The sequence below is a fragment of the Actinoplanes sp. NPDC004185 genome, from assembly GCF_053603475.1.
The window spans coordinates 1-11844 of the sequence record NZ_JBSGFR010000093.1; the positions used below are offsets into that span (position 1 = coordinate 1).

Genomic DNA, 11844 nt, shown 5'->3' on the forward strand with positions numbered 1-11844 from the left:
GACAGCGACTCCTGGCGTAGCGACAACCCGCTGCTGTTCGACGGCTCCGGCAACAAGAAAGCCGCCTACACCTCAGTGCTCAACGCCCTCAATGCCGGTGGCACGACCAATCCCACCACGCCGCCGGTCACCCCGCCGGTCACCACGTCGCCCCCGCCGCAGACCGGCGCGGGCTGCACCGCCTCGGTCTCGCTGAACAGCTGGAACGGCGGCTACGTGGCCACCGTGCGGGTCACGGCCGGCTCCTCGGCGGTCAACGGCTGGACCGTCAATGTGACGCTGCCGTCCGGTGGCGCGGTCACCGGCACCTGGAGTGCGACCAACACCGGCACCACCGGGACGGTCAGCTTCCGGGGCGTCGACTACAACCGCCAGATCACCGCGGGCGGCAGCACCGAGTTCGGGTTCCAGGGCACCGGCGCCGGCCCCGGCGCCACGCCCACCTGCACCGCCGGCTGAGCCGCCGAACCGCCGCCGGCCCGGACGATCCGGGCCGGCGGAGCCCGCTGTCCGCGACCTCACCCGGCCGTGCCGGCCGGATCGTCCGGCACGGCCGGGCGGCTCGCGGCACCGGCCGGGGGGCCCGCGGCGCCGGCGAGGTGCCGCACGACGGCGGCGAGGATGATCCGCTGTCCGGGCGGGGTCGGGTGCACCCCATCGGCCTCCAGCAGCTCGCCGGGCGCACGGGCCCACGGGGCGTCGTGCAGGCCGACGGACCGGGCATCGATCCGGCGGACCCGGGCCGCGATGTCGGCGACCGCGTCCGCGTCCCAGCTCAGCGGGAGGCCCGCGAAGAACGTGTCGGCCGCTGGAGCGTCGACGGCCGGAGGCGTGACGAGCGTGATGCCGGCCTTCAGGTCGCGGGTGACGAGGTCGACGAGCGCCCGCAGATTGCGTTCCGTCTCGGGACCGGTGGCCATGGCATACCCGGCCGTCCTGCCGTGCCGCCGCGCGTCGTTGGTGCCCAGCAGCAAGAGCACGTGGGTGGGGCGCGCCGCCTCCAGCAGGTCGAAGCGTTCCAGCACATCGGCGGTCGTGTTGCCGCTGAGCCCGAGATTGCGCAGGGTGAGGCCGCCCGGGCCGGCCGCCGCGAGGGCCGCGGCGAGCATCTCGAACCAGCCGACCCGGTCCGCGGTGATCGAGTCGCCGACGGCCACGAGGCGGTCACCGGCCCGGAAGGGCAGCGCCTCGATCGCCGTCCGCAGCCCGGCGTCGGCGAGCAGGTCCGCCGCCGCCCGGCCGGCCTCGGCCCGCAGGGCCTCGATCCCGGCGGCGACCTCCTCCGGGCGGATGGCCAGCATCCCGGCGAGCAGGTCGTGGTGCACGGTCGCGGCCACCGGGTGGCGGGCCAGCATCGGCCAGTTCTCGGTACGGGTGTAGCGCAGGAACTGCCTGCGGTCGTGGTCGGTGGTCATCCCTTGAGTGAGCCCTGCAACAGAGCGGCGACGAAGCGGCGCTGGAAGATCAGGAAGATGGCCAGGGTGGGCGTCAGGATGAGCAGCGAGCCGGCGCACAGCAGCGGGATGTCCGTGCCCCACTGGCCCTGGAACGCGCCCAGCGCACCGGCCATCGTCCGCTTCGCCGGATCGTCGACCAGCACGATGGCGAGCAGGAACTGGTTCCAGGTCCACAGGAACAGCAGGATCCCCAGCGACGTCAGGGCCGGCCGGGCCAGCGGCACGTGCACCCGCCAGAACAGCTGCCAGGTGTTCGCCCCGTCGATGCGCGCGGCCTCGGACAGCTCGTCGGGCATGGTGACGAAGTGCGCGCGCATCCACAGCACGGAGAAGGGCATGAACAGGCCGATGAGCGGCAGGATGATGGCCCACCGGGTGTTCAGCAGGCCCATGTCGCGCACCTGGTAGTACAGCGGGGTGATCAGGCCCTCGAAGGGCAGGGTGAGCCCGAGGACGAAGACCAGGAAGCCGAGCCGGTGGCCGGGCATCCGCAGATGCCCGAAGGCGAAGCCGGCCATGGTCCCGAACAGGATCGAGACCGGTACGACGCCGAGCACGATCAGCGCGCTGGACAGCAGCAGCCGGTCCATGTTCGCGGCCTGGAAGGCGTGCGCGAAGTTGCCCCACTGCGGGCGGCTGGGCCAGGACAGCCCATCGGGATAGGTCCCCGAGGGGTGCAGGGCGGTGACGAAGAGACTGAGGAACGGCAGCACGGTCAGCACCATGAGCAGGACCAGCAGGACCCGCCCGGTCAGGGTCTCGCGACGGGTGACGATCATCGGGTGCCGTCCCTGGTGAGCCGTTGGATCGGGAGGACGCAGAGCAGGACCAGCACGGTCAGGGCGACGGCGAGCGCCGAGGCGGTGCCGACCTCCCGCTCGGCGAACGCGAGGTAGTAGATCTCCAGGCCGGGCACCATGGTGGCGTTGCCGGGGCCGCCCTGGGTGGAGACGTAGATGATGTCGAAGCTGGCCAGGGCGGAGATCACCGTGACCGTGACGCACACCCCGATCTCCTGGCGCAGCCCGGGCAGCGTGATCGAGCGGAACTCCCGCAACGGGCCGGCGCCGTCGAGCCGGGCCGCCTCGTACAGGGAATTGTCGATCTTGCTCATGCCGGCCAGCAGCAGCAGGGTGCACAGTCCGATCTGGACCCAGGCGCCGATCACCCCGACCGCGGGCAGCGCGGTGCCGAAGTCCCCGAGCCAGGCCCGGGTCAGCGAGCCCAGGCCGAGGCCGGACAGCAGCTGGTTGATCAGGCCGGTGGTCGAGAGCAGCCAGGTCCACATGATGCCGGCGGCCACCAGCGGGATGACCTGGGGCAGGAACAGCACCGTCCGGGCGACCAGGGCCAGGCGGCTCCGGGCGATCTGCCGGATGGTCGCCGCGACCGCCAGGCCCAGCAGCACCGGCACGAAACTGAAGAACAGGATCAGCTCGAAGGCGTGCAGGATCGTGGCCGACAGCTCCGAGTCGGTGAACAGCCGGACGTAGTTGTCCAGGCCGATCCATTCGGCCGCGCCGATGCCGTTCCAGTCGTAGAAGGAGTACTGGACGGTGAGCAGCAACGGGCGGATGACGAAGGTCAGGTAGACCACGACGGCGGGCAGGGCGAAGAGCCAGCCGAGCCAGGCCGAGCGGGGGCGGCGGCGCCGCCCCCGCCCGGTGGCCGGCTCCGCCGTCACAGCGAGAGGTCCGGCCATCGGGTCAGCCCTTGACCTGACTCTCGTAATCCTTCTGCACCGCGGTCAGCAGGCCCTGCGGGGTCTGCTGACCGGCGGCCAGCTTCTGCAGCTGCGGCGTCCAGCTCTTGGCGTAGATGGCGCCGGTCGCGTTGGCGATGAAGTCCATGGCGCCGTTGTCCTTGCCGATGGTCGCCCCGGCGGCCAGGGTGCTCGCGGTGACGGTGTCCTGGCCGACCGCGGGCATGTACGCGTCGGTCGGACCCATCGGGTGCGAGCCGCCGACTTTCACGCCGAGGTCGCGCGCCTTCTGGTCGGTGGCGACCCAGTTGAGGAAGAAGGCGGCGCAGTCGGCGTTCTTGGACTTCGCGCTGATCCCGTAGGTCAGCGGGGCCGACATCGCGGCCTGCTTGCCACCGGCCTGCGCCGGGGGCATGAGGAAGAACCCGGCGTTGCCGGCCATCTGCTTGTCGAGGTTGCCGGACTCCCAGTCGCCGCTGAAGATGAACAGGTTCTTGCCGCCGATGAAGCGGCTCATCATCATCGCGTAGTCCTGCGAGTTGATGTCCGGGGCCAGGTAGCCCGCCTTGATCCACTTCTCCAGGTGCTGGGTGGCCTGCAGGTTGCTCGGCGTGTCGATGGTGGCGCCCTGCTTGTTGAAGATCCAGTCGTTGATCGGGGCGGTCTGGCCGTACGCCGCCATCAGGTTCTGCAGCGGGAACGCGAGCCCGCCGGTGGCGCCCCCGTTGAACTGGTTGATCGGGGTGATCCCGGCGGCCTTGGCCTTCTGCAGCACGGCGTCGAAGTCGGCCAGGGTCTGCGGCGGCTGGGTCATCCCGGCCTGGGCCGCGAGCTTCTTGTTGTAGAAGATCCCGGTCATGCTGAAGTTGAGGCCCATCGCGTAGAGGGGGCCGGCCCCGCGCTCACCGTTGCTGCCGAACCGCATCTGCTCGAGCTGCGAGGCGGGCCACTTGTCCCAGCCGTACGCCGAGGCGTAGCTGTCCAGGTTGAGCAGCAGGTTGTCCTTGGCCAGCTCCGAGATCTGCGGCAGGCGCATGAGGTCCGGCGGATCATCGGACAGCACCCGGGGGGCGTTCTGGGTGATCACGGCGAACTGGTCCTCGCGGATGTCCCACTTGACGTTCGGGAACTGCGCGGTGAACGCGTCGGCCAGGGTCTTCGGCAGCGGGAAGCCGGTCTCGAAGTAGCCCTTCAGGGTCACCGGCTCCGTGCCGCAGGTCGTCTTGACGGTGGCCGGGGCGCTCGCGCCGGCGCTGGGGGCGTCGCCACCGGGCGCGCTGCACGCGGCTGCGGCCAGCGCGCCGGACAGAGCGAGGATCGCGAACAGGGGCCGGGTACGGCCGGCGGGGTGCCGGCCGGACGGGACAAGGGTCATGAGCACTCCTCAGTGGACGGGTGAAGCGGTCAGCGGGTCGGGTGCTGCGGGAGGGTGTGCAGGCGCCGGAGCGCGGTGATGACGTCCTGGTGCCAGCCGGCGGCCGGCGGCCAGGTGCCGGTCAGGGCCAGCGATCCGTGCACCGCCCCCGGATAGATCTCGAACGACACCGGGACTCCGGCGTCGCGCAGCCGGTCGGCGTACCGCTCGCCCTCGAGCCGCAGCGGGTCGAGCTCGGCGCTCATGATCCGTGCGGGCGGCAGGCCGGTCAGGTCCGTGGCGAACAGGGGCGAGACGACCTCGTCGCCCCGGTCGTGCTCCGGGCCGAGGTAGAGATCGCCGCAGAGCCGCATGTCGTCGACCGTGATGCCGTAGTCGTCGGAGACGCCGGAGCGGCGCATGGTGTCCAGGGTCAGGTCCAGCGGCGGCACTTCGAGCAGTTGCAGGGCCAGACGCGGGCCGCCCCGGGCCCGGGCGAGCAGCGTGACGGCGGCGGCCAGGTTCGCACCGGCCGAGATCCCGCCGACGGCCACGCGTTCCGGGTCCGCACCGAGCTCCCCGGCGTGCCGCACCGCCCAGGTCAGGCCGGCGTAGCAGTCCTCCAGCGGCACCGGGAAGGGGTGCTCCGGGGCGAGCCGGTAGTCGACCGCCACGACGACGCACTCGGCGCGGCGGCTGCGGTCGTGGCACATCGCGTCGTTGACCTTCTCGTCGACGGAGCCCAGCCAGAAGCCACCGCCGTGCAGGAAGACGTAGAGCGGGAGCGGACCGGCGGCGGTGGCCGGCCGGTAGACCCGGACCCGGATGGCACCGACCGGATGGTCCCGGACCTCGACCGGCACCGCGGGCGCGCCGAACCGGGCGAAGATCTCGTCCGAGCCCCGGTGGATGGCCGCCCGCCGCTCCGCCACGGGAGCAGCGGGGTCACCGGAGTCCGGCTTCGTCGCCAGGAAGACCTCGACCGCGTCGGCCAGTCCCATCGCCACTCCCTCGGTGCCGGGCGCTGCTGCCCAGCGGGTTCGTCACACGAACGAAACATCAGCCGGGAAGCCCTGTCAAGAGTTTTTGTAAAAGCACTTTTATAGCGTCGCCGCTGGTCAGATGACTCGTGACTTCCGTGATCAGTTAACAGGCCCGGCCGGGACGGAACCCCGCTTCAGGTGGTGGAGCGTCCGACCAGGTGAACGTCGAGCACCGTGGCCGAACGCAGGGCGGACCCGCCGATGTGCCCGAGCAGCACACCGAACGCGGTGCTGCCCGACTCCTCGAACGGCTGGCGGATCGTGGTCAGATCGGCCGCGGCGGCCGCCTCCCCGTCGTCGAAGCCCATGACCGCGACGTCCTGCGGCACCCGCAGGCCCCGGTCGCGGGCCGCCAGCAGCACGCCGACCGCCAGCACGTCGTGGTGGGCCATGACGGCGGTCGGTCGCTCGGCGGCGTCCAGCAGCCCGGCGGCCGCCCGGCGCGCCCCGTCGACCGAGTTGTCGCTGGTCGCGACCACCACCTCCGCCCCGGACCGGGCGGCTGTGTCCCGGAACCCGGCCAGCCGCTTGACCGCCTGCGACTCGTAGTCGGAGACCTGCCGTTCCAGCAGGTAGCCCAGCCGCCGGTGGCCCCGCTCCAGCAGATGCCGGGCGGCGATCCGGCCGCCGTCGTCATCGTCGATCACGACCCGGCTGAACAGGTCGCTGTCCGCGTCGACCACGACGGTCGGCAGGCCACGCTCGCGGAGCCGCCCGGCGATGCCCGGCTCGATCTGCAGACCCATGACGATCAGCCCGTCCAGCCGGCCGTGGATCGGCATGCTGGCCAGGGTGGGCGACGACGTCAGGGCGGCCGACTCGTGGTCGAAGACCAGCACGTCGGTCTCCAGCTCGGTGGCGGCGGTCAGCACCCCGGAGAGCCGGCGCAGGTAGGAGCTGTAGGAGGTGAACGGGGCCATCACGCCGATCCGGCCGGTGCCCTGCCGGGCCAGGCTGACCGCCTGGACCTTGGGGGTGAAGCCGAGCTCGTCGACGACGGCGAGGACCCGGGCCCGGGTGGCCGCCCGCACCTTGTCGGGCTTGTTGAGCACGTTCGACACCGTCGAGATGCTCACCTGGGCCCGCTCGGCCACCTCGTAGATCGTGACCCGATGTGCTGTCACCGCCGCCTGCTCTCGCACTGCCGAAGCGCTTTGATGAAAGCAGTCTACAGACGTGACTCGGAGCCCTCGGGCAAGACGCTGAGATCGGTCGCCGGCCCAATAGCGAAAGGCGATACCCGTACTATTCCAAGACCGGGCGGCACCATTGTGGAATACCGCGTCAATCGTGCTGGCTGCGCCGTTTGCCGGGCGACAATGGTCGCGCCGGCGGGCGGGCTTTGCACGACTGGTTCGACGAGGCGCCGGGGCCCGGCTCTCCGGTCAGCTCGCGGGCGGCGCCGGCCACGAGGTCGCGCAGCCACCGGTGCGAGGGATCGTGGGTGTGCGCGGGGTCCCACCACAGCGTCTCCACCACCGGCGGCAGGTCGAACGGCACCTCGAGGACGCGCAGCTCCGGCCCGGCGACCCGGGTGGCCAGCCGCTCCTGGATCAGGCAGACGTGGTCGGTGCCCCGGACCAGTTCGGGCAGCAGCTGAAACCCGCCGACGGAGAACCGGGCCTGGGGCGAGAGCCCGCGGGCCCGCAGATCGGCGAGCACCGGGTGGTACGCCCGTACGTCCTGGTGCACCACCCAGGGCAGGGCCGCGAGCTTCTCCACGGTCAGCCCGCCCCGGACGGCCGGGTTGTCCGCGGCGGCGAGGCACACCCAGCGGTCGGAGAAGAGGGTCGTCCCGGGCATCCCGGCCGGGGCCAGGCTGCGGGGCAGGACCACACCGTCGGGCGGGCGCGCGCGGCCCGCCGCCGTACCGGCCGGGTCGTCCGCGGGCAGCTGGTCGAGGCGCAGGCGGGCGACCGGGGACGCCTTGCCCAGGGCGCGCATCAGCGGCGGGCCCAGCACCGCGGCCGCGTAGTCGGAGGCGAGCAGGACGAACTCGCGCTCGCAGGACGCCGGATCGAAGCCCTGGGCCGCGGTGAAGGTCTGCTCGACCAGTTGCATCGCCGCGGCCGAGGTGGCCCGCAGGCCCACGCCCAGCGCCGTCAGCTCGTAGTTGTTGCCGACCCGGACGAGAAGCTGGTCGCCGAAGTGCCGGCGTAGCCGGGCGAGCGCCTCGCTCATCGCGGGCTGGCTCAGGCCGAGCCGCCGGCCGGCCCGGGTGACGTTGCGCTCGGCCAGCAGAGCGTCGAGGGCCGCCAGCAGGTTCAGATCGATGCTCGCGGTTCTCATCCGTCACTCCTGCCGTGGTGTCGGGCGGCCGGGGACCGCGGGTTCAGAGGCCCGGCTCGGCGCGGAAGATCTGGGCCGGCCCGGTGGCCGCTGCGACCAGCCGCACCGAACGGCTGTCAGCGGTGAGGTGGCGGTCGGGGAAGTTGCTCGACCGCAGCAGGAAGGTCCCGTCGGTGCCGACAGCCCGCGGGCAGAACGTCGCATCGGCCGCGAACAGCGACGAACGCTCGCGCGGCTGGAGCACCGCCACGAAGTCACGGTGGCGCATGAAGCGTCCCGGGAAGTTGACCGCCTCCAGCGACACGCACCGCGCGTCGGCCAGGCCCCGGCGCAGGACGAAGGTGGCGTCGGCCCGGGCCAGGGCCGGGCTGCGCGGGCCGATCGCGGTGAGCCGCATCCGGAAGTCCTGGTGCCGCAGCCGCAGGCCGGGAGAGCCGACCGCCACCAGGCTGATCCGGCTCCCCGGCTCGGGCAGCAGCCGGGCCGACGGCCGCCGGGGCACGGGCCGGGACGAGGAAGGCCGGGCCACCGGCAGGGGCTTACCGGTGGCCGCGGCGTTCGGGGCGCCCGACGGGGACGGCGTGGCGGACTGCAACGGGATCAGCGCCGGCGGCTGGTCGGCCACCGGCGGAGCGATCCAGGCCCCGCTCGCATCGGGCGCGGTGTCCACGTGCTCGCGGCGCTCGATGACGATCACCAGCACCATCGCCAGCACCGCGAGCACGGCCCCGCCGATGATGACGGCTGAGCTGCGTGGCTGGGCGGGCGACCGGCCGGCTCGCCATCCGGGACGGCCGCGTGAACGACCGGGCTGCTGATAGGACATGGGGGTGTCTGTCTCCCGGATACCGGCCGTCACCGCGGCGCAGCCAGAATGGCGATGCCCGGCAATATTCAATGATGCGGCTCCGGAAAGCAAGGCCGGTCGATCTGTTGTGACCGTTATCAGAGGTGTCGATCCGGGACATCGGGAAAACCGATACCCGTGATCCGATGGCATTCTGACCGTACCGGTAGGATGCGCCGTCCGGCGTTATTGATTGCGGGCCGGCGAATCGGCGAACAGGCAATGCGGATCGTTGACCGGCCCGCCGCGAGGAGGTTCGGATGGGCCCGGCGACCGGCGCGGAAGCGCTGTCCCTGACCGGCGCGCACAGCCATCGGCTGGTCCGCAGCCCGGGCGTCGGCAGCCTCACCATGGGCCCCGCGCGGCCCGGCCGGCCCCGGCCCGACCTCGTGGTCTCCCCGGCCGACCGCCTCGACTGGACGGTCTTCGACCCGTTCACCGTCCCCGACGGCGGGCCCTGGCCGCGCTGGCTGCACTACGAGGGCGACGACACCGGCTTCGCGGAGTGGACGCGCACCCGGCCGACCGAGGGCTTCGCCTGGACGCCGCACGCCGCACACGATCTCGACCTATCCGGCACGGTCATCCAGCACCTGAGCGTCACGCTGACCGGCGCTCCGGTGCGTCTGGTGCTGCCCGACCGGGAGTACGGCACGTTCACCGCGTACGGGAATCTCCCCGCACTCAGCGTCTCGACCGGTGCGGAGGCCAGGTGCCCGGCGCTGCATTTCTGTCCGCGTACGCTGGCGGACCCGGCCGCCGGACCGGTCGGCCTGCCGGTCTTTCCCGCCCTGGCGGCAGCCCGGTCCGTGGATGTGACGGTGGGTCCGGTGCGGCAGCCGTTCGACTGCGCGAGTCTGCTCCAGTTCCCCGAGGTGCGCCGGCTCGCGCTGAGCGGCCGGCTCGCCAACCTGCCGGCGCTGGCCGGGCTTCGTCACCTCACCGGGCTGCAACTGCGGTTCAGCCCGGACCTGGCGGGGCTGCCCGCGCTGACGACGTGGCCGGAGCTGGAGCACGTCATCGCCTGGAACGTCGACGCGGTCACCGGGCGGCGGCTGCGCGGCGAGCTGCGACCGGAGTTCCGGGACAGTTCGGTCTCCAAGCTGCGCACCGCCCAGTGGTTCGCCACCGAGTACGGCCTGCCCTTCGCCGCCTGGCCGGCGCGGACGGCGCGGGCGGCCACCAAGGCTTATCGCGCCGCCGAGCAGGCGATCGCCGCCGGCGGTGACCTCGAGGCGGCGGTGCGGGACTTCGTCCGGGCGGTGAACAAGCTGCCCGGCATCGAGACCGGCGAACGCGAGGATTCCGCGGCGGCGGTGGCCCGGCTCGCCGGTGACCACGCCGAGGCGGCCCGGGCCTGGTTCGACGCCGAACGCGATTTCTGAATCCCGCCTCCACTGTCCGGAAAAGCGTTACGCGGAAGGCCCTGACAAAGTCGCTCACCAATGGCGAATCAGCGCCTTGATGAGCCGGAAACCTTCTGGCAACATGGGCTTCTCGGGAGCGCTCCCAATCATCGTCACTCCGCGTCCCGGGATCAATGTCGACGTTGTTGTGAACGTTAACAATTGGTCACCCCCTCCCCACTCCTGAAGGAGAACGACACATGGAAGTGTCCGCCCGTCCCCGGCGGCCTCGCTGGATCCGTACGGCCCTGGTGTCCCTGGCCCTGGTGGCCACCGCCGGCACCGTCGCGATCACCGCCACCGAGGCATCCGCCGCGACGATCGATACGAGTGCGTCGTACATTCTGGTCAACCGCACCAGTGGCAAGGCGTTGGACGTCTACAACCTCGCCACCAATGACGGTGCCCGGATCACCCAGTGGACCCGCAACGACGGTGCCCAGCAGCAGTGGCAGTTCGTCGATTCCGGTGGCGGTTTCTACCGGCTCAAGTCCCGGCTGTCCGGCAAGGTCCTGGACGTCTACAACTGGTCGACCGCCGACGGCGGCGCGATCGTGCAGTACACCGACAACAACGCCGCGAACCAGCAGTTCAGCATCCAGGACATCGACGGCTACGTCCAGCTGATCAACCGCAACAGCGGCAAGGCCCTGGAAGTGCAGGGCGCGTCGACCGCGGACGGCGCGAACATCGTGCAGTACGCCGACTGGAACGGCGCCAACCAGCAGTGGCAGCTCGTCCGCGTCGGCAGCACCACCCCGACCACCCCGACGACACCCCCGCCGGGCGGCTCCTGCACCCTGCCGTCGTCGTACCGGTGGTCCTCGACCGGTCAGCTGGCCACTCCGAAGGCCGGGTGGGCCTCGCTGAAGGACTTCACCACCGCGCCCTACAACGGCAAGCAGCTGGTCTATGCCACCACCCACGGCAACACCTCGACCAGCGGCTGGGGCTCGATGAACTTCAGCCCGGTCAACAACTTCTCCGAGCTCGGTTCGGCCAGCCAGAACACGATGAGCCAGGGCACCGTGGCGCCGTCGCTGTTCTACTTCGCCCCGAAGAACATCTGGGTGCTGACCTATCAGTGGGGCGCGACCGCGTTCTCCTACCGCACGTCCAACGACCCGGCCAACGCCAACGGCTGGTCCGCGGCGCAGCCCCTGTTCTCCGGCTCGATCACGGGTTCGGGGACCGGGCCGATCGACCAGACGGTCATCGGTGACGGCACGAACATGTACCTGTTCTTCGCCGGTGACAACGGCAAGATCTACCGGGCCAGCATGCCGATCGGGAACTTCCCCGGCAACTTCGGCAGCTCGTACACCACGATCATGAGTGACTCCACGAACAACCTGTTCGAGGCACCCCAGGTGTACAAGGTCCAGGGCCAGAACCAGTACCTGATGATCGTCGAGGCCATCGGCGCGAACGGCCGCTACTTCCGGTCGTTCACCGCCACCAGCCTCAACGGCTCCTGGACGCCGAACGCGGCCACGGAGAGCAACCCGTTCGCGGGCAAGGCGAACAGCGGGGCCACCTGGACCAACGACATCAGTCACGGCGAGCTGATCCGCACGACCGCGGACCAGACCATGACCATCGACCCGTGCAACCTGCAACTGCTGTACCAGGGCCGTTCACCGAGCTCCGGCGGCGACTACGGTCTGCTGCCGTACCGCCCGGGACTGCTCACCCGGCAGCGCTGACGGCATGACGCGATCGGCGGGCCCGGCCAGGTGGCCGGGC

Annotated in this window: 11 protein-coding genes; 3 read left to right on the top strand and 8 right to left on the bottom strand. The window is 71.3% G+C overall.

What is annotated here, in order from left to right; all coding sequences use genetic code 11:
* On the top strand, positions 1 to 459 hold a 459-nt coding region (locus ACWEOZ_RS43315), incomplete at its 5' end, for a cellulose binding domain-containing protein (protein ID WP_451916502.1).
* Between the two features lie 59 nt (positions 460 to 518).
* Here the strand turns inward: ACWEOZ_RS43315 and ACWEOZ_RS43320 are convergent.
* The 8 genes from ACWEOZ_RS43320 to ACWEOZ_RS43355 all read right to left on the bottom strand — a co-directional run bounded on the left by ACWEOZ_RS43320 (position 519) and on the right by ACWEOZ_RS43355 (position 8569).
* Positions 519 to 1415 (bottom strand): SGNH/GDSL hydrolase family protein, encoded by an 897-nt coding sequence (locus ACWEOZ_RS43320; RefSeq protein WP_451916503.1) that lies wholly within the window; start codon positions 1413 to 1415, stop codon positions 519 to 521.
* On the bottom strand, positions 1412 to 2236 hold the full coding sequence (locus ACWEOZ_RS43325; RefSeq protein WP_451916504.1) for a carbohydrate ABC transporter permease: 825 nt from the start codon (positions 2234 to 2236) through the stop codon (positions 1412 to 1414). The genes ACWEOZ_RS43320 and ACWEOZ_RS43325 overlap by 4 nt, the downstream gene beginning before the upstream one ends.
* Positions 2233 to 3159 carry a carbohydrate ABC transporter permease gene (locus ACWEOZ_RS43330; RefSeq protein ID WP_451916505.1) on the bottom strand — a complete coding sequence of 309 codons (927 nt, stop codon included), beginning with the start codon at positions 3157 to 3159 and terminating at the stop codon, positions 2233 to 2235. The genes ACWEOZ_RS43325 and ACWEOZ_RS43330 overlap by 4 nt, the downstream gene beginning before the upstream one ends.
* 4 nt (positions 3160 to 3163) lie before the next feature.
* Positions 3164 to 4534, bottom strand: coding sequence for an ABC transporter substrate-binding protein (locus ACWEOZ_RS43335; RefSeq protein ID WP_451916506.1), 1371 nt, complete (start codon positions 4532 to 4534; stop codon positions 3164 to 3166).
* 29 nt (positions 4535 to 4563) lie between these two features.
* Positions 4564 to 5514: an alpha/beta hydrolase fold domain-containing protein gene (locus ACWEOZ_RS43340; protein ID WP_451916507.1), complete on the bottom strand. Its 951-nt coding sequence runs from the start codon at positions 5512 to 5514 to the stop codon at positions 4564 to 4566.
* 176 nt (positions 5515 to 5690) lie between these two features.
* Positions 5691 to 6680, bottom strand: coding sequence for a LacI family DNA-binding transcriptional regulator (locus ACWEOZ_RS43345; protein ID WP_360555548.1), 990 nt, complete (start codon positions 6678 to 6680; stop codon positions 5691 to 5693).
* Positions 6681 to 6840: 160 nt separating this feature from the next.
* Entirely contained in the window at positions 6841 to 7845 is a 1005-nt protein-coding gene (locus ACWEOZ_RS43350; RefSeq protein WP_451916508.1) for a LysR family transcriptional regulator, read from the bottom strand.
* A gap of 43 nt (positions 7846 to 7888) precedes the next feature.
* Positions 7889 to 8569, bottom strand: coding sequence for an AbfB domain-containing protein (locus tag ACWEOZ_RS43355; protein WP_451916509.1), 681 nt, complete (start codon positions 8567 to 8569; stop codon positions 7889 to 7891).
* A 383-nt stretch (positions 8570 to 8952) separates the two neighbouring features.
* Here ACWEOZ_RS43355 and ACWEOZ_RS43360 point away from each other — a divergent pair, with 383 nt between their 5' ends.
* Together ACWEOZ_RS43360 and ACWEOZ_RS43365 are read left to right on the top strand one after the other, a co-directional pair.
* Positions 8953 to 10077 (top strand): hypothetical protein, encoded by a 1125-nt coding sequence (locus ACWEOZ_RS43360; RefSeq protein WP_451916510.1) that lies wholly within the window; start codon positions 8953 to 8955, stop codon positions 10075 to 10077.
* Positions 10078 to 10298: 221 nt separating this feature from the next.
* On the top strand, positions 10299 to 11804 hold the full coding sequence (locus tag ACWEOZ_RS43365) for a non-reducing end alpha-L-arabinofuranosidase family hydrolase (protein ID WP_451916511.1): 1506 nt from the start codon (positions 10299 to 10301) through the stop codon (positions 11802 to 11804).
* Positions 11805 to 11844 lie beyond the last annotated feature (40 nt).

Bases quoted from the DNA above. Each gene is read 5' to 3' on its own strand.
- ACWEOZ_RS43320 (WP_451916503.1), bottom strand. From the start codon at position 1,415: ATGACCACCGACCACGACCGCAGGCAGTTCCTGCGCTACACCCGTACC.
- ACWEOZ_RS43325 (WP_451916504.1), bottom strand. From the start codon at position 2,236: ATGATCGTCACCCGTCGCGAGACCCTGACCGGGCGGGTCCTGCTGGTC.
- ACWEOZ_RS43330 (WP_451916505.1), bottom strand. From the start codon at position 3,159: ATGGCCGGACCTCTCGCTGTGACGGCGGAGCCGGCCACCGGGCGGGGG.
- ACWEOZ_RS43335 (WP_451916506.1), bottom strand. From the start codon at position 4,534: ATGACCCTTGTCCCGTCCGGCCGGCACCCCGCCGGCCGTACCCGGCCC.
- ACWEOZ_RS43340 (WP_451916507.1), bottom strand. From the start codon at position 5,514: ATGGGACTGGCCGACGCGGTCGAGGTCTTCCTGGCGACGAAGCCGGAC.
- ACWEOZ_RS43350 (WP_451916508.1), bottom strand. From the start codon at position 7,845: ATGAGAACCGCGAGCATCGATCTGAACCTGCTGGCGGCCCTCGACGCT.
- ACWEOZ_RS43360 (WP_451916510.1), top strand. From the start codon at position 8,953: ATGGGCCCGGCGACCGGCGCGGAAGCGCTGTCCCTGACCGGCGCGCAC.
- ACWEOZ_RS43365 (WP_451916511.1), top strand. From the start codon at position 10,299: ATGGAAGTGTCCGCCCGTCCCCGGCGGCCTCGCTGGATCCGTACGGCC.